This is a genomic window from Streptacidiphilus anmyonensis (genome assembly GCF_000787855.1).
In the GTDB taxonomy this organism is placed as follows: domain Bacteria; phylum Actinomycetota; class Actinomycetes; order Streptomycetales; family Streptomycetaceae; genus Streptacidiphilus; species Streptacidiphilus anmyonensis.
In genome coordinates, this window is the sequence record NZ_BBPQ01000005.1 from 131110 (window position 1) to 147392 (window position 16283).

The 16283-nt window shown below is 72.6% G+C and carries 19 protein-coding genes and 1 pseudogene; 11 read left to right on the top strand and 9 right to left on the bottom strand.

The features are described 5' to 3' along the window. Positions 1-11: 11 nt before the first annotated feature. Together TR50_RS08105 and TR50_RS08110 are read right to left on the bottom strand one after the other, a co-directional pair. Positions 12-1247, bottom strand: coding sequence for a cytochrome P450 (locus TR50_RS08105; protein ID WP_236654324.1), 1236 nt, complete (start codon positions 1245-1247; stop codon positions 12-14). Beyond that, positions 1237-1965, bottom strand: a complete 729-nt coding sequence (locus TR50_RS08110) for a cyclodityrosine synthase (RefSeq protein WP_042416725.1) — start codon at positions 1963-1965, stop codon at positions 1237-1239. Before TR50_RS08110 ends, TR50_RS08105 begins: the two co-directional genes overlap by 11 nt. 158 nt (positions 1966-2123) lie before the next feature. Between TR50_RS08110 and TR50_RS08115 the strand changes: the two genes are divergently transcribed. Then, the gene (locus tag TR50_RS08115) at positions 2124-2891 is read left to right on the top strand and encodes a GntR family transcriptional regulator (RefSeq protein ID WP_236654325.1); all 768 of its coding nucleotides are present in this window, start codon (positions 2124-2126) and stop codon (positions 2889-2891) included. Between the two features lie 52 nt (positions 2892-2943). Then, positions 2944-3285: pseudogene (locus TR50_RS46595) on the top strand (TetR/AcrR family transcriptional regulator); the annotation flags it as partial. 75 nt (positions 3286-3360) lie between these two features. Here TR50_RS46595 and TR50_RS08125 read toward each other — a convergent pair. Next, positions 3361-3708 (bottom strand): VOC family protein, encoded by a 348-nt coding sequence (locus tag TR50_RS08125; protein ID WP_042416735.1) that lies wholly within the window; start codon positions 3706-3708, stop codon positions 3361-3363. Positions 3709-3802: 94 nt separating this feature from the next. On the opposite strand from TR50_RS08125, the gene TR50_RS08130 reads away from it, so the two are divergent. Further along, positions 3803-4063 carry a hypothetical protein gene (locus TR50_RS08130; protein WP_042416737.1) on the top strand — a complete coding sequence of 87 codons (261 nt, stop codon included), beginning with the start codon at positions 3803-3805 and terminating at the stop codon, positions 4061-4063. Between the two features lie 27 nt (positions 4064-4090). Here the strand turns inward: TR50_RS08130 and TR50_RS48115 are convergent, their stop codons facing one another. From TR50_RS48115 to TR50_RS08150, 4 genes are all read right to left on the bottom strand, one after another. Beyond that, the gene (locus TR50_RS48115; RefSeq protein WP_042416740.1) at positions 4091-4660 is read right to left on the bottom strand and encodes a phosphonate degradation HD-domain oxygenase; all 570 of its coding nucleotides are present in this window, start codon (positions 4658-4660) and stop codon (positions 4091-4093) included. Next, positions 4654-5766 carry a TauD/TfdA family dioxygenase gene (locus tag TR50_RS08140; RefSeq protein ID WP_042416743.1) on the bottom strand — a complete coding sequence of 371 codons (1113 nt, stop codon included), beginning with the start codon at positions 5764-5766 and terminating at the stop codon, positions 4654-4656. Before TR50_RS08140 ends, TR50_RS48115 begins: the two co-directional genes overlap by 7 nt. Positions 5767-5979: 213 nt before the next feature. Further along, on the bottom strand, positions 5980-6750 hold the full coding sequence (locus TR50_RS08145; RefSeq protein WP_042416746.1) for an SDR family NAD(P)-dependent oxidoreductase: 771 nt from the start codon (positions 6748-6750) through the stop codon (positions 5980-5982). Between the two features lie 144 nt (positions 6751-6894). Further along, complete coding sequence (locus TR50_RS08150; protein WP_042416749.1) at positions 6895-7248, bottom strand: antibiotic biosynthesis monooxygenase family protein; 354 nt, start codon at positions 7246-7248, stop codon at positions 6895-6897. Positions 7249-7415: 167 nt separating this feature from the next. On the opposite strand from TR50_RS08150, the gene TR50_RS08155 reads away from it, so the two are divergent. The 4 genes from TR50_RS08155 to TR50_RS08170 all read left to right on the top strand — a co-directional run bounded on the left by TR50_RS08155 (position 7416) and on the right by TR50_RS08170 (position 10058). Then, positions 7416-7865, top strand: a complete 450-nt coding sequence (locus TR50_RS08155; protein ID WP_042416753.1) for a VOC family protein — start codon at positions 7416-7418, stop codon at positions 7863-7865. Between the two features lie 144 nt (positions 7866-8009). Continuing rightward, positions 8010-8567, top strand: coding sequence for a SigE family RNA polymerase sigma factor (locus TR50_RS08160; RefSeq protein ID WP_042416756.1), 558 nt, complete (start codon positions 8010-8012; stop codon positions 8565-8567). Then, a complete protein-coding gene (locus tag TR50_RS08165; protein ID WP_042416759.1) occupies positions 8564-9364 on the top strand; it encodes a hypothetical protein in 801 nt (266 codons plus the stop codon). Before TR50_RS08160 ends, TR50_RS08165 begins: the two co-directional genes overlap by 4 nt. A gap of 232 nt (positions 9365-9596) precedes the next feature. After that, positions 9597-10058: a GNAT family N-acetyltransferase gene (locus TR50_RS08170; RefSeq protein WP_042416762.1), complete on the top strand. Its 462-nt coding sequence runs from the start codon at positions 9597-9599 to the stop codon at positions 10056-10058. Positions 10059-10149: 91 nt separating this feature from the next. On the opposite strand, the gene TR50_RS08175 is transcribed toward TR50_RS08170, so the two are convergent. Then, positions 10150-10911, bottom strand: coding sequence for a VOC family protein (locus tag TR50_RS08175; RefSeq protein ID WP_236654341.1), 762 nt, complete (start codon positions 10909-10911; stop codon positions 10150-10152). 488 nt (positions 10912-11399) lie between these two features. On the opposite strand from TR50_RS08175, the gene TR50_RS47870 reads away from it, so the two are divergent. Further along, on the top strand, positions 11400-11726 hold the full coding sequence (locus tag TR50_RS47870) for a hypothetical protein (protein WP_063775029.1): 327 nt from the start codon (positions 11400-11402) through the stop codon (positions 11724-11726). A gap of 27 nt (positions 11727-11753) precedes the next feature. Further along, positions 11754-12107 carry a winged helix-turn-helix domain-containing protein gene (locus TR50_RS08185; RefSeq protein WP_052440843.1) on the top strand — a complete coding sequence of 118 codons (354 nt, stop codon included), beginning with the start codon at positions 11754-11756 and terminating at the stop codon, positions 12105-12107. Between the two features lie 7 nt (positions 12108-12114). Here TR50_RS08185 and TR50_RS08190 read toward each other — a convergent pair whose 3' ends face one another. Next, positions 12115-12825, bottom strand: coding sequence for a TetR/AcrR family transcriptional regulator (locus tag TR50_RS08190; RefSeq protein ID WP_042416768.1), 711 nt, complete (start codon positions 12823-12825; stop codon positions 12115-12117). Between the two features lie 181 nt (positions 12826-13006). Here TR50_RS08190 and TR50_RS08195 point away from each other — a divergent pair, with 181 nt between their 5' ends. Then, the gene (locus TR50_RS08195; protein WP_236654327.1) at positions 13007-14539 is read left to right on the top strand and encodes a purine-cytosine permease family protein; all 1533 of its coding nucleotides are present in this window, start codon (positions 13007-13009) and stop codon (positions 14537-14539) included. Further along, entirely contained in the window at positions 14523-16265 is a 1743-nt protein-coding gene (locus TR50_RS08200; RefSeq protein ID WP_236654328.1) for an amidohydrolase, read from the top strand. The genes TR50_RS08195 and TR50_RS08200 overlap by 17 nt, the downstream gene beginning before the upstream one ends. Positions 16266-16283: the final 18 nt, after the last annotated feature.

Sequence of the window (16283 nt, forward strand, 5' to 3'; positions counted from 1 at the left end):
CACGGCGGCTGCTACCACATGACCGGGAGCCGCTCCGGCAGCCGCTTCATGTAGCCGGTGCGCCAGACGAGTTGCTCGATCGGCACGGCCAGCTCCAGCTCCGGCACGCGGTCGAGGAGCGTGGTGACGGCGATCTCCGCGTGCCTGCGGCCCAGGGCCGTGGCCGGGCAGTAGTGCTGGCCGCCGCCGAAGGAGAGGTGGGCGGAGCTGTTGGTCCGGGCGAGGTCGATCGCGAGCGGGTCGGGGAAGGCGTCCGGGTCGTGGTTGGCGCCCTCGACCAGGACCAGCACCAGCTCGCCCGCGCGCACCAGGACGTCACCCAACTGGACGTCCTCCAGGGCGAGTCGTGGGAGTCCGTCGCCGATGGAGAGGTTGACCCGCAGCAGCTCCTCCACCGCCGCGGGGACGAGCTCCGGCTCGGCCCGCAGTCGGGCGCGCAGCTCCGGGTGCTGGAGCAGCGTCACGAACGCCATGGTGAGGAACCCGGCCGTGGAGACGACGCCCGCGCCGAACATGGTGACCCCCACGGTCGCCAGCATCTCGTCGGTCAGGTGGTCGTAGTCCCCGTCCAGCCGCAGCGCGGCCAGCTCCGCCATCAACCCGGTGGTGGCCGGGTCGTCCAGACGCTCCGTCATATAGGCGATGTCGCGGTCCCAGTTGAGCTTGGCGCCGGCGATCGGGCAGGCGGAGTTCATGAACGCGATGTCCAGGCTGGCCGAGAGCTTCGGCGCGTCCGCGAGCGGGATGCCGAGGATGCGGCAGTGCATCGCCTCCGAATACGGGTTGGCGAAGCCGTGCCGCAGGTCGGCGGGCGCACCGGCGGCGATCAGGCCGTCGACGAGCGAGGCGGCCTGCTCCCGCATCCACGCCTCAAGGCCCGGGGCCTTGGGGTTGATCGCCTTCAGCACGGCCTTGCGCAGCCCCGCACCGGTGATGTTCCCCATGTTGTTGACGACCTCGGGCGGGATCGTCAGCGCGTACTGGCGCGGCACGCCCGGCGCGGAGGTGTCCTTCAGGCTGAACCGGCGGTCCTCCAGGACCTGCTTGCACAGCGCGTGCGAGGAGACCAGCCAGGCCGGGTCGCCCGCGATGGTGCGCACCCGCTTGACGGGCTCCGCACGCAGCTCCTCGACCTCGTCCGGCAGGCGGTCGCCGCGCCAGGAGAAGGGGAACGCGGGAAGGTCGGCGAGCGCGGTCGGCGTCGTCTCGAGCGGCGTCTTCTCAAGCGGCATCGTCTCAAGCGGCATTCCGGTGTCCCCCTTCGGCGGCCGGCGTGACGATCGCGTGGCCCTGGTTGCGTGAGGCGCGCAGGCCGGAGCCGCGCGAGTACAGCAGCTCCGCGAGCGGGAGCAGCTGGTGGTAGCAGTTGAGCGAGGACGGGACGTCGAGGATGGCCGGGCTGTCCAGGAACAGCGGCGCCTCCGCGCAGATGTAGCGCAGGCACACCTCCCGCTGCTCCGCCGTGGCCTGGCGTCCGTCGGCCAGCACCTTCGAGGCGAGATAGGCCCCGACGAGCTCGTCGATCACGGCGCGGAACTCGGCGTCGGAGTCCAGCCGCTGCCGCAGCTCGTCATGGAGGAGCCGGTAGGCGCCGTTGCGCTGGAAGTCGGACATCGCGTGGGCCCTGATCCGGCCCTGCCCGTCGTCGGTCTCCTCGACGGCGGCGCGCACCTTGGCCCGCACGCCGCGCAGGTTCTTCACGGCCTTGCGCCGGGCGTCGTCCGCGCCGTATCCGAGCGCCTCGTACATCTCCGCGACGTAGAGGTCGGTGTAGACGAGGTCGACCTGCCGGAAGTGCGCGAGGCCCCAGTGGGCGAGGTCCAGCAGACGCTGCTGGGAGAAGTAGCTGTTTCCGGGCGACACCCCGACCACCGCGTGGTCGCCCTCGGCCTGGATCAGGGCGCAGTGCGCCGTATAAGGCCTGACATGGAATAAGGTCTCGGTCGCTGTCTGCAAGATCTGCAAGAGAGGGAGCGTCCTTCACATCGCTAGTCCCGAGGAGCCTCGTGCTCCTGGTGTGGCGACGACACGCGCAGTCAAACTTCCCACACGCTCCGCTGTCAACGCCTGTCCCGTGAGTTGAGATCAGCACCCGGGCCACCCGGCGTGGGATCATCGGCGGCGTGGCTGAGACGCAGGTGAACAGGCAGAAAACGGCACGGTACCGGGAGTTGGCGGCGGCCCTGCGGGCGGACGTGCTCAGTGGCGTCTACGGCGAGGGCGGTCGCCTGCCGAGCGAGGAGGCGCTGGCGGCCTCCCACGGCGTCTCTCGCGGCACCGTGCGCCAGGCGCTGGCGCTGCTGCGCGCCGAGGGCGTGGTCACCTCCCGGCGCGGCACCCGCCGCGTGGTGCTGGAGCAGCCGCGCGTGCAGAGCTTCGCGGAGCTCTCCAGCTTCACGCGCTGGGCGCGGTCGCTGGGCGAGGAACCGGGCGGCTCGGTGCTCGAACTGCGGTGGCGCGCGGCGGACGCGGTCGAGGCGGACCGGCTGCGCCTTCCCGTGGGCGCACGGGTCCTGTGGGTCCTGCGCCTGCGCACACTCGGCGGGGAGCCGGTGATGGTCGAGCGCACGGTCTACCCGGAGCCGGTCGGGACGCTGGTGGAGGCCATGCCGTCCGACGCCGTCTCGGTGACCGAGCTGCTGGAAGCCCAGGGCGTCGTCCTGGCCGACGCGGACCACACCGTGGACCTCGCCCTCGCCGACACCGAGGACGCCCGCCTCCTCGGCTGCGCCCCGGACGCCCCGCTGCTGCGCGAGCGCCGCCGCACCAGCGACCCGACCGGCGTCCCGGTCGAGTGGTCCGAGGACCGCTACCGCGCGGGGACGGTCGCCTTCACCGTCCACAACTCGCTCGCCACGACGGCCCTGGCCCGGACCCGCAGCGAGTCGTAGCGGCTGGAGGCGCGCTGCTGCCGGCCTCGGCGGAATCGGCCTGCACAAGTCCATGCTGCGCTACTTCGGGACCCGGGAGGAGAGCCTCCCGCGCCTGGCCGCCGACGCCTGGCGGGGCTGGTCGGCCGAGGTCCGCCGGCTGCTGGAGGCCACACCGCCCCGCCGGTCCCCCGGGCAGGCGTGGGAACCGGCCGCCCGCCAGATCGCCGACCTGCCGGCCCGCTCGCTGGTGGAACGCCCGCTCTTCTGCGACCTGCTCGCCCATACGCCGCTCAACCTGGAACGCAACGTCTCCACCGACGCCGTCCGTGCATTCAAGAGGGCCGCCGTGGCCGAGGTCGCGGCCGTCGGCGACGCGCTCGCGGCCGTCCCCCCGCTCGACGCGGACCAGGCCCGCAGGGTCGTGACCACGGCCAGGGCCATGGCCGGAGCCCTGTGGCAGATGGCCGCCCCCGGCGCTCCTGGCCGGCTACCCGGCGTTGACGGCTCCGAAGCCGAGCTCGTTGCCGTCGGCGTCGCGGTAGACGACCTTGCGCGCACCGTTCGGGTACTCCTCCCGGTACGCCGGCTCGACGCCGCGTGCGGCGATCGCCTCGACGCGCGCGTCCAGGTCGTCCACGAGGACCGTCTGCACCGCGTGTCCCGCGTGTTCGGGGTTGCGGCGGATGTAGAGGTAGCGGTGCTCGGCGAGCTCCCAGACCGCCTCGATCGCGTTGGGGCGGAAGGCGGGCTCGGCGCCCAGCACCCGCGTGTACCAGTCCGTCGCCGCGTCGTAGTCGCCGACGTGGATCCCCGCGAACAGATCGACCGAGCTCATCCGTCCACGCTAGCGCGCGGCGCGCGCGGCGACGCAGGTAGGCTCCCGCGAGTTGCCACCCACCCGAGTCGACCGGACGGACGGCGTACACGACATGACCAGGCATCACCGCGCCCGCATACCGGTGCCGGTGGGTGCCGGGACCGTCGACGTCGTCGGCGTCGAGGTCAAGTGCGGCGACCGCCAGGGCGAGATCGACGAGTTCGGTGACGACGCACCCCGGACAGACCTGCGCGCCCAGGTGATCAGCCACACCACCGGCCGGTGGGCCTTCTCCCTCGGCTGGCACGCGGGCCGCGGCGCTCCGTCGCCGGACCCGGACGCCACCACGGACACGGGCGCGGACGGCGGCTGATCGCGGACCGGACGCCGACCGGCCGGACTACTCGTCCCCGGCGCCCGTCAGCGCCGCCAGCATCTCCCGGTAGTGGTCGAAGTCCGGCACAGCCACGGACGCGTCCTTCGCCGCGTCGTCCCAGCGGCGCAGGCGGACCGCGTCCTGCGCGAACGGCTCGGCGGCGAACGCGGTCGCTTCGGCGGGGCTCATCGGGCCGCCCTGGACGGAGAGGGTGTGGACCGAGGCCGGGGAGAGGAGGGCGAAGTACTCCGGCTCCACGGCGCACAGGTAGCGCTTCGCCGCGACGTGGAGCCGGACGGGCTCGGTCACGGCCGGGCCGAACCACGGCGCGAGCCAGTCCGCGCCCTGGTGGCTGTGGCGGTTGTCGCGGCCGCCGGACATCAGTTCACGGCCGTGGACCGCGCCGCGGAAGTGGCCGACGTCGTGCAGCAGCGCGGCGGCGACCAGCGCCGGCGGCGCGCCCTCGGCGGCGGCGAGCGCCGCGGCCTGGAGCATGTGCTCCGCCTGGGTGACGTCCTCACCGAGGTAGTCGTCCGCGCCCTCGCCCGCGAAGAGGTCGGCGATGGCGTCCACGACCTGCCGGGAGGTCAGCACGGCTGCGCCTCCTTGCGGCGCAGCACGCCGACGGTGCTGAGCAGGCCGTCGAGGTCCGCGTAGCAGCCCTGGAGGTGGCGGGCGCCGCCCCGGGCGAAGGCGGTCCGGGCGTGCATCAGACGGGTGTTGTCGAAGACCAGGCAGTCGCCGGGACCGAGCTTGAAGGTGAGCTGACGCTCGGGGTCCAGCAGGAGGCGGGCGAAGGCGCGGTAGCCGGCGTAGAAGGCCTCCGACTGCGCGGCCGGGAGGCGGAGCGTGCCGAGCGAGCGGTTGTTGAACCGCACCTCGCGGATCCGGCCCGCCGGGTCGGTGCCGATGAGCGGGAGGTGGGCGCTGAGCTCGGTGACGTCGTCGCGGAAGACGAACGGCACCGGCGTCCCCGTCAGCGCGGCGAACGCCTGGAAGTCCGACTCGCGCAGCGCCGCCGCGGCGGCGAAGCCGTCGACCAGGCCGGAGTCGCCGCCCTCGGCGTCGTTGACCAGGCAGTGCAGCAGCTGGAGCGTCGGCACCGGGTCCCGGTACGGGTTGTCGGTGTGCGGGGTGATCGCGACGTTGGTGAAGGCGAGGTTGTTGGGCCGCTCCTCGACGCGCACCTCGAACTGCGCGCCGTAGTTGGTCTCGCGGACGAAGCCGAAGGTGCGGGCCACCTGCTGCGACTGACCGTCCCGGAGGGGGACGTCGCGCAGCAGGCAGAAGCCGAGCCGCGCGACGGCCTCCAGCATCCGCAGGCGCTCGGCGTCGTCGGCGAGGTAGGCGGACCAGGTCGTCTCCGGCAGGCCGTCGGCCAGGGACGCCGCGCTCCCCCACAGGTCCTTGGCGTCCTCGGTGCGGGGGTCGGGCTCGGCGGCCTGCCCGAGCCACTGCGCCGTGTACCGGGAGACGTGGCCGTCGGGGGCCCAGACCACCTCCCACCCGTCCGCGCTTCCCGGGCCGTCGCTCCCTGGGCCAACGCTTCCGGCACCGTCCAGCGGAGTGAGGGTCCCGACCGCGAGCTCCTCCGGCAGATCGGTGATCTGGTAGAGCTTCTGGCCGGTCAGCGGGTCGCGGCAGTCCGCGCAGGCGCAGTTGTCCCGCAGCCACAGGGCGGGGACGTCGGTCGGCAGCATGGGCCCTCGATTCGGGTCGGATCAGTCTGGCTCAAAAGTTGTATAGCCAACTTTGGCCGGACCCCGCCCGCCGAGGCAAGGAAAACCCGAGTGAACGCAGAACCAACCCGGCACGAAGCCCCGGCGTCGGGTGGACGTGGCGACGCTCCCGCCCCCTCGCCCCTCGTCAGCCTCGCCCCTCGTCAGCCCTCCCCCCTCAGCCGTCGCCCCTCGTCAGCCTTGGGCCGGGCGCAGGCGCAGCCGGGCCATGCCGCCGTCGACGGCGAGAGCCGTCCCGGTGGTCGAGCCGGAGGCGGGCGAGGCGAGGTAGGCGATGGCGGCGGCGACCTCGTCGGCGCTGACGAGGCGACCGTGCGGCTGACGGGCGTTCAGCGCGGCCCGCTCGGCGGCCGGATCGTCCGCGGCGTCGAGCAGGCGACCGACCCAAGGGGTGTCGACGGTCCCGGGGTTGACGCAGTTGACACGGATGCCCTCGCGCACGTGGTCGGCGGCCATGGCGAGGGTCAGCGACAGCACCGCGCCCTTGCTGGCGGAGTAGAGCGCGCGCTGCGGCAGCCCGACGACGGCGGCGGCCGAGCAGGTGTTGACGACCGCCGCGTGCGCGGAGCGCCGCAGGTGGGGCAGCGCGGCGCGGGTGACCCGGACCAGGCCGACGACGTTGACGTCGAACACCTGGTGCCACTGCGGGTCGTCGTTGTCCTCAACGGTCCCGGCCGCGCCGACGCCGGCATTGTTGACCAGGATGTCCAAGCCGCCGAGCGCGGCCACCGCCGCCTCGACCGCCGCCCGGACGGACGCGTCGTCACGCAGGTCGGCGGGGAAGCCGCGCAGTGGCTTCTCCACCGCGTCGACGGCGAGGTCGAGCACGGCCACCTCCGCGCCCCGCTCGGCCAGCAGTCGGGCGGTGGCCAGGCCGATGCCCGACGCACCGCCGGTGACCAGGGCCCGCAGGCCCTCGAACTCGATACCGCGGAACTCACTCATCCACGCACTCCTGACGAAGGATCGGCGCCCCGAGAGCCGCCGGACGGGCGGGTGCAGGCGAGGGACTCCCCACCCGCCCCCGCCCGGAAACCCGCAGCCTCCGTCAGTCGGGCCGGATCTCCTGCTCAGGCGTGCGAGGCGGACCTACGCCCGCCTGAACCCGTGGCTCCGCTCGACCTTCGCCACATGCAGCGTGTAGCTCTCGTACCACTCGTCCCGCCCACGCTGCTGCGCCGCACGGTGCTCGGCGTTCCCACGCCACTGCGCGAGGGCCTCCCCGTCACGGAAGTACCCGACGGTGATGCCCAGCCCGCCCGGGGTCTGCGCGTGGTCGATCCCCAGATACCCGGGGATGTCCTTGACCAGGTCTTCCATCCGTGCGTTGGTCTCGCGGTAGCCGCTCTGCTCCTGAGTCCGCACCGTCGTGAAGACGGCCACGTAGTAGGGGGGTTCAAATGCCTCAACGGGAGTGACAGGCGCTTCGGAGTCATTGATCATGACGCCACCGTAGAGCCGGACGCGCCCACGGCTCCAGCCTCTTTCTCCACGGGACGCATGAGGGCGACCGCGACGGCCATGCCCACCACCTCGATGCGCCCGCCGGCTGGCGCGGGCTCGTGGAATGATCGTGCCCGAACCCGACGGGCCCGAGGGAGGAGCCGCAGATGGCCGAGGAATCCGGTGTGCGCGAGCTGCGACTCGTCGTCACCGCCGAGGACTACGACGCGGCGCTGCGGTTCTACCGCGACGTGCTGGGGTTGCCCGAGCGTGGGGCGTTCTCCTCGCCCGACGGGCGGGTGACGATCCTGGAGGCCGGGCGGGCCACGCTGGAGATCGCGGATCCCGGGCACGCGGCGTTCATCGACGAGGTCGAGGTCGGCCGGCGAGTCGCCGGACACATCCGGGTGGCGTTCCAGGTCGACGACTCCCCCGCCGTGACGGCGCGCCTCGCCGCGGCGGGCGCGGAGGTGCTGGCCGAGCCGACCAGGACGCCGTGGAACTCGCTCAACTCCCGTCTGGAGGCCCCCGCCGCCCTCCAGTTGACGCTCTTCAGCGAGCTCGGCGAACCCGACGAGCCCACTCAGACCGACGAGCCCACTCAGACCGGCGAGTGAGCACGGCCTGCGGCACACCCCGCTGAGCACGACCCCCCTCGTCGCGTTCCGAGATTTTCGGAAAACCTGCCGCACACCCCCAACCTGACGGCCGGCCCACCCCATCGATAGGAGTGGAACCAAGCACGGCGAACAGGGCGGACGATGGGGGATGCAAGGGTGCACAGGGACGATCCGGAGCTGCGGGAGTTCCTCAGCCATCGGCGCCACGCGCTGCTGCGGAGCGCCTACCTGATGTGCGGGGACGCGCACGCCGCCGAGGATCTCGTGCAGACGACGCTGATCAAGGTGGTCCTGGCCCGGCGCGGGCGTCGGCGGATCGAGCATCTGGACGCGTACGCGCGGCGCACCCTGGTGAACACCTTCATCGCCTCGAAACGGCGGCTGTGGCACCGGGAGCGGCCGCACGAGGAGCTGCCGGACACGCCCGCCCTGGGCGCCGACACGGATCTGGGCCTGGCGGTGCGGGCCGCCCTTCAGCGGCTCGCGCCGCGGCAGCGGGCGGTGCTGGTGCTGCGCTTCTTCGAGGACCAGAGCGTCCAGGCGACCGCCGAACTGCTGGGCGTGTCCGAAGGAACGGTGAAGAGCCAGACCGCACGCGGTCTGGAGGTGCTGCGCGCGACGCTGCGCCATGTGGTGGGCGACGCGGTGGGCGAGGTCGTGAACGAGGAACTGACGCACATGCACGGGGTCAACCGATGACGGACTACACGGTGAGGGAACTCATGGACAAAGCCCTGGAAGGGCTCCGACCGCCGACCGAGGACATCACGGACGCGGTGCTGGCGCAGGCGTCACGCCGTCAGCACCGCCGCAGGGCGGGCGCGCTGGTGGCGACCAGCGCGGGCCTGGCGCTCGTCGCCGGGCTGGTGGTGATGCTGCCGCACACCGCGAACGGCGCGGTCGGCGCGGCGAACAAGCCGGGCCCAGTGAGCGCGACCACGAAGGCGGCGGCGCCGAAGCCGCTGGAGGATCCGGCGGCGGTCGTCCAGAGCCTGCTGCCGCCGGGCATCGGCACGGTCACGAAGCTCAAGGACCTGCCGCCGACGCCGATGCCGCCGGGCCGGCCGAAGGCGAAGGTCTGGCCGCAGTCGCGCTACGACGGCACCTACGTCATCACCAAGGGCGGCCGGTCGGCGGCGCTGATCATCGAGTCGTACGACCCGAAGGCGGTTCCGGCGCAGCGCCCGTTCGGGCCGGACACGGCGAGCGTCTGCAACGAGACCCCGGCGTCGTGGAACTGCGCGTTCACCCGACTGGCGGGCGGGGCCGGCCTGCTGGAGCAGACCGAGCCTCCGGGGACGTACGGCGAGCACGCCGGGATCGTCAACACCGCGTCGGTCTCCTACCCGGACAAGCGGGCCTTCTACGTGATCGCCACCTCGGGCACCACCGGCCTGCGGCCGGGCGTCACCTTCGGCGGCGTGTGGGGCGAGAACCCGCCGCTGGACCGGGCGCAGCTGGCGGCGTTCGCGGAGAACCCCGTCTGGTTCGGTTGAGCCTGCGGGCGGGCGAAGACGGTGGGGTGGGCGGCTCGGGGGCGCCCGCTCCACCGACTTGCGTGCATGCGCACACAATCCTCTACCCCCGCCCACCCCCGGGCTCTGCCCGCCGCTCTCGCCCGGAGGAGGCGCTCGCTCGCTTCGAGGACGCGCGCGGGCAGTCCCGATGACGGCTCGTCCCCGCCGACCGAACGTCGGACTGTCAGACCCGGCGGGCAGGATGGGCGGCATGGTGGAGATCAGCTTCCTGACCGAGCCCGACCGCGCCCGCTGGGAGGTGCTGGCCCGTGGCAAGGACGCCTACTTCGACGTCGAACGCGGCGCGGACAGCTACGAACGGACCTGGCGACGCGTGCTGGACGACGAGCGGATACGCGGGATCGCCGCCCGGCTCGACGGCAGGATCGTCGGCATCGCGCACTACCTCTTCCACGCCGGCGTCTGGTACTCCGACAAGTGCTATCTGGCGGACCTGTTCGTGGACGAGGAGGTCCGACGGCGGGGCGTCGCGACGGCGTTGATCGAGTGGGTGGCCCGCGACGCGGAGCAGCACGGGGCTCCGGGCCTGTACTGGAACACGCTGGAGGACGCCCCCGCCCGAGCGCTGTACGACAAGGTGGGCAGGTTCCACCAGGGGTTCGTCCTGTACACCTACCGGCGTGACGCGAACCGGACCCCCGCCCGGAGCTGAGGGTCGGCGGGCCCGGGGGGGCACACCCGCCGTTGGGTGAACTGCGCCCACCGCCTCGCCGCCGAGGTCGACGAGGCGGCGGGCTCGTGTGTCAGCTCTCGCGCGGGGCGAAGACGCCGAAGGTGGCTCCCTGCGGGTCGCGGATGACGGCGATCCTCGGCCCGTTCTCCATCTCGACGTCCACCGGCCCGTGCATGACCTCCGCGCCGAGCTGCGTGGCCTTGGCGGCGCTCGCGTCCACGTCGGCGACCAGGAAGAACGGGTTCCAGTGCGAGGGGACCTCGGGCGGGAACATGTCGCCCATCTCCATGATGCCGCCGAACATGCTGTCGGACAGTCCGACCATCGGGTAGTCCTGGTGCGGCCACACCTGCCAGTTGAAGAACTTCCGGTAGAACTCCACGGCGACGCTCTTGTCGCGGGTCGACAGGTCGATCCAGCTGAGCGAGTCGGGCTCCTCGGCCACGCCGAAGCCGCTGAACTTCTTGGTCTCCCAGAGCGCGAAGGGCGCCCCGGTCGGGTCGCTGAGCAGGGCCCAGCGGCCGAGGTCGCCGACGTCCATCGGCCCCATCCACACCTGCGCGCCGGCCGCCTTGGCAGCCTCGGCCCCGGTGTCGACGTCGGGGGCCGCGAAGGAGAGCAGCCACATGACCGGCTGCTGCGGGTTCATCAGCGGGGCCACGGCTGCCGCGGGCTTCCCGCCGAGGGAGAAGGTCGTGTAGCCGCCGTACTGGGGGTCCGGGTCGGTCTCGGCGGTCCAGCCGAACAGCTGGCCGTAGAACTGCTGGGCCGCTTCCGAGTCGCGCGCGCTCAGCTGCGCCCAGCAGGGGGCGCCCGGGAGGTTTCCGATCACCTTCAACGCAGGTTCCTCTCGATGTCTCGAAGTCCCGATATGTCTGGCGAAGGGGCGGGGCTCCCATCCAATCCCCGCCCGGGAGCGGACGCCACTCGACACTCCAGGAAGTCGTAAGAGACGCGTCAACGCAGGTTGCGGCCCTGTGCCGCACCTGATCTATGCTGAAGCGGTTGTACGAAGGGTTGTACGAAGAGAGCACTGCTCCGGCCTCTGAGCGCCGGCGCACTCCACGGCCGGAAGGAGGCGAGACCCGTGGACGACTCCAGTCCCAGAACGGGCCACGCTCCGCCCCGCCGCCGTCCCGCGGCCTGACGCGGCATCCGGCCCACCCGCGCGCCTTTCCGTTTTCGCCTCCCGTTCCGCCTTTCACCGTCACCCCACCGCCTGCCGCCCCCACCCGCCTGTCCGCCTTGACGCAGCTCCGAGGCTCGGCGCGGCTCGGCGCGGCGCGGTGCGGTCACGCCCGCACAAGGAGCCTCTTCGTCATGATCGCGACGACCCTCAGCCCCAAGGACCTCAACGACCTGCTGCGCCGTGAGCCGTGGACGGCGCACGGCGTCCTCGATCTCACCCTGCACGACGGCGTCGAGCGGCCCTACCTGCTCGACCCGCGCGACTTCGCGGCCACGACCGCGCCCGAGGTCGCCTACGACGCACGGGTGCACGCCGCCTACATTCTCGCCCTCCAGGGCCACCGCCCCGTCTGGCTGGCCCACCACCTGAACCTGCCGCTGCCCGCGACGGACGCGATCTGCGGCCATGCCGAGGCGCACGGTTCCACCGGTCCGCAGAACGGCCCGGTCCGCGACTGACGTCGTCCGCTCGCGAAGGAGCCTCCCGTGTCTGTCGACTGCGCCGGCAATTGCGTCCGCGTCCACACTCACGCCGGCCTGTCCGTCGACTCCGGCGGCCGGACGGCGGCCGTGGACGGTCGCGCCCTGCGCCTGACACGCCGTGAGTTCGACCTGCTGGCCCGCCTGGTGGGCCATCCGCGTCGCGTCTTCACACGCGGCCAACTGCTGGACGCGGTGTGGGGTCGCCAGGGCGACCTCGGAGACGTCCGTACCGTCGACGTCCACATCGCCCGCCTGCGGGCCAAGATCGGCGGCGCGCACCGGGACCGCCTGGTGACCGTCCACGGCGTGGGTTACAAGTACGAGCCGCCACGCGGCAGCCTGCGCGAGTGCGGCTGACCCGGCGTCACTTCGCTTCTTCCGTGCCCTTCCCGGCCCGCCCGGCCCGCCCAGCGCGGATGGCCGTGATCAGCAGCTCCACCATGAGCGGGAAGTTGCCCGGCGAGTCGAGGGCCGGGATGTGGTCGATGGTGGCCGCGAGGTTCGGGTACTGCTCGGGCGGGAGGCGGCGGTAGTCGACCTCCCAGGAGAGCAGGTCCGCCTCGCGGGCCTGCGGGTCGAGGGCGTGGAGGGCGGCCTCCATGCTGGAGTAGGCCAGCACCGCGTCGGCGAAGACGCGGTAGCAGCGGGCCGCCTCGGAGTCGTCGAGACCGGCACGGCGCATGCAGCCGAGGATGTGCTCGACGACGGCGAACTCGTGCGGCCGACGGGCCGTGCGCGCGGCGACGATCTGGCCGACCTGGGCGTGCCCGAGGAACGCGGCGTGGATCCTCCCGGCGACGGCGCGCAGGTCTGCGGCCCAGTCGTCGGTGACGGGCAGGCCGTCGGCGGTGACCTCCTCGTGGAGGGCGTCGACGAGGGCGAGCATCAGCTCGTCCTTGTCGCGGAAGTGCCGGTAGATGGCCGTGGGGTGGGCCTCGAGTTCACGGCCGAGCGCGGGGAAGGTGAGCGCCTCGATCCCGTCGCGGTCGGCGATGCGCAGCGCGGCCTGGACGATGACCTGCTGGTTGAGGCTGCCTCGCGGCCGTCGTGGCTTGCGTTGCGGCTCGGCCGCCATCGGGTCGGGTCCTCTCGTCCAAAGGCTCGTGTGCGGTGATCGTAGCCGTCGGTCGCCCTCCCGGCTGCGGGCGGGTGACCGCCCTCCGACTCCCATAGTAGATGCCATTGACTAAGAGAGTGACTATCCCCACACTGGTGCCCCCGGAAGCTGCTCCTCCGCTCCTGCCTGGAGGCTCCCCTTGACCGTCCCCTCCGCCAGAGTGACCCCCGGTCCCGCCGAACCCTCGGGCCCGGCCGGTACCGCCGGCACCGCCGGTACCGGCGACCCCGCGGGCTCCCCCGCCCCGCCCGCCGGCGGCTCCTCGGCAATCGAGGTCCACTCGATCGACTGGATCCCGGCGGCCGAGCGCCACGGCCGCCCGTCCCACCTCGGCGCGATCTGGTTCGTCGGCAACATCAACCTGACGGCCATGGCCACCGGCGTGACCGCGCTCAGCATCGGCGCGAGCCTGATGTGGACGCTGGTCGCGACCGTCCTCGGCTCCCTCTTCGGGACCTTCTTCATGGCCTTCCACTCGGCCCAGGGACCCCAGCTCGGCCTGCCGCAACTGGTGCAGTCCCGGCCGCAGTTCGGCTACGTCGGCGCCGCCCTCACGGTGTGGGTCTTCGCGCTGGTCAACTACCTCGCGTACAACACCTCCGACGCGATCCTCTCCGGCGACGCGCTGCACACGCTCTTCGGACTCGGCGAGGGCTACGGCTACTTCGTCGCCGCCTCGGTGGCAGCGCTGCTGGCCCTGTTCGGCTACCACTGGATCCACCGCATCAGCCGCTGGCTCACCTGGCCGCTGGTCGCCGTCATGGTGGTGCTCAGCGTCGCAGCACTGACCTCCAAGGGCCTGCCGCACGGCGTCTTCGCCCTCGGCGGCTTCCACGTCGGGGCGTTCATGACGGTCTTCGTCATCGTCGCCGGCTTCCAACTGGGCTGGGCCCCCTACGTCTCCGACTACTCGCGCTACCTGCCCGCCTCCGTCGGGGTCCGCTCGACGTTCTGGTGGACCTACCTGCCGAGCGGCCTCTCCGCGATCTGGGTCTTCGGCCTCGGCGCCGTCGCCGCGGCGGCCTACCCGAAGCTGACGCCGGTGGGCGCGTTCAAGCACGTCGCGGACGACCTGGTCGGCGGTCTCGGGTGGGTGGTCGTGGCCGCCCTGCTGGTGGGGCTGCTGTCGGTGATGGCCATCAACCAGTACGGCGGCATGATGTCGATGATCTCCATCCGCGACAGCTTCTCCCCCGTCAGGCCGACCGTCCGCATCCGCGCGCTCTGCATCGGAATCATGTTCGTCGCGGTCTGGGGCATCGCCCAGTTCGTGGGGGTGGACCGGTTCAACACCTTCTACGGCAACGTGCTGATCTTCCTCAGCTACCTGTTCACGCCGTGGACGGCGATCAACCTGGTGGACTACTTCTTCGTCCGCCGTGGCCTGTACTCGATCCGGGAGATCTTCAACCCCCGTGGCATGTACGGGCGGTGGGGGTGGCGGGGCAACCTCGCCTACCTGGTCGGGATGCTCGTGATGGTGCCGTTCATGGTGACCACCCCGTTCACCGGCTCGGCCGCGGCCGCGCTCGGCGGCGCGGACTACTCGATGTTCGTCGGCCTGCCCGTCGCCGGCATCGCCTACCTGCTGTTCTGCCGCTCGCTCGACCTGGACGCCGAGCGGCGCGTCGTCGAAGAGGAAGGTGTGCTCGACCTTGCGCACTCCCACTGAAACCTGTGCCCCCGCCACGCCCGGAACCGCCGCGGACCGGCCCGCCTCGCAGGACCTGACGGGCCCGGCGGACGTGATCGTCACCGGCGCGCGCGTGCGTCTGGGCCCCGGGCGGTTCGCGGAGGCCGTCGCCGTCCGAGGCGGCCGGATCGCCGCCGTCGGCGACGCCGCCGACGTGCTGGAACTGGCCGGACCGCGGACCGAGCGCGTCCACGCGGACGGCGGGCTGGTCCTGCCGGGATTCCAGGACGCCCACATCCACGCCCCGTTCGCCGGACGCAACCTGCTGCGCATCTGGCTGAACGACCTCCCCGGACGCCGGGCCTACCTCGACGCCGTCGCCGCGTACGCGCAGGCCAACCCCGGCGAGCCGTGGATCGTCGGCGGCGGCTGGGCGATGGAGCACTTCCCCGGCGGGACGCCCCGCAAGGAGGACCTGGACGCGATCGTCCCGGACCGTCCCGTCTTCCTCTTCAACCGCGACGTCCACGGCGCCTGGGTCAACTCGCGCGCCCTGGAGCTCGCCGGCATCGACCGCCACACCCCCGACCCCGCCGACGGCCGGATCGAACGCGACCCGGCGACGGGCGAGCCGACCGGCACCCTCCACGAGGGCGCGGCCTACTCGTTCAACGACCACCACGTCCCGCTGCCGGGACGCGCCGAGTGGGAGGCGGCGATCCTCGCCGCGCAACGGCACCTGCACGCGCTCGGCATCACCGGCTGGCAGGACGCCTGGGTCACACCCGGCACTCAGGCCGCCTACGAGGCCCTTACGGCGGACGGGCGGCTCACCGCCCGCGTCGTCGGCGCGCTGTGGTGGGACCGGCACCGGGGTCTGGAGCAGATCGACGACCTGCTGACGCGCCGCGCCCAGGGGCTCGCCGTCGTCTCCCCGCGCGCCGGGCTGGGCTCCGGCTTCCTGCCGACCACCGTGAAGATCATGACCGACGGCGTGCTGGAGAACCACACCGGCGCGCTGCTGGAGCCCTACTGCGACGGCTGCGGCGGCCACAGCACCAACAGCGGCCTCACCTACGTCGAACCGGAGCTGCTGAGCGCGGCGGTCACCGATCTGGACCGCCACGGCTTCCAGGTGCACCAGCACGCCATCGGCGACCGGGCGGTCCGCATCGCCCTCGACGCGGTCGCGGCGGCCCGCGCCGCGAACGGCCCCGGCCTGGACCGGCGCCACCACCTCGCACACCTGCAGCTGATCCACCCGACCGACCTGCCGCGCTTCGCGCAGCTCGACGTGGTCGCCAACCTGCAGACCTACTGGGCCAAGAGCGAGCCGCAGATGGACGAGCTCACCGTCCCGTTCCTCGGCCCCGAGCGGGCCGGGCTCCAGTACCCGTTCGCGGACCTCCACGCGAGCGGCGCCCGCGTGGCGATGGGGAGCGACTGGGCGGTGACGACGGCGAACCCGCTGGAGCAGTTGGAGGTCGCGGTCACCCGCACCGATCCGGCGGACCGCGCCATCGCGCCGTTCCTGCCCGAGCAGCGACTGCCGCTCGACGTCGCCGTGGACGCCTTCACGGCGGGATCCGCCTACGTCAACCACGACGTCCAGGCCGGCGCGTTGGCGGTCGGCCGCCGGGCCGACCTGGTCGTGCTGGACCGCGACGTCTTCGCTCCGGGTTTCGCGAGCGCGGACCGCGTCCCGGTGGCTGACGCGCGGGTGCTGCTGACGGTCGCCTCCGGCGAGGTGGTGCACCGCGCCTGACGCGCCGAGCGCTCGGTC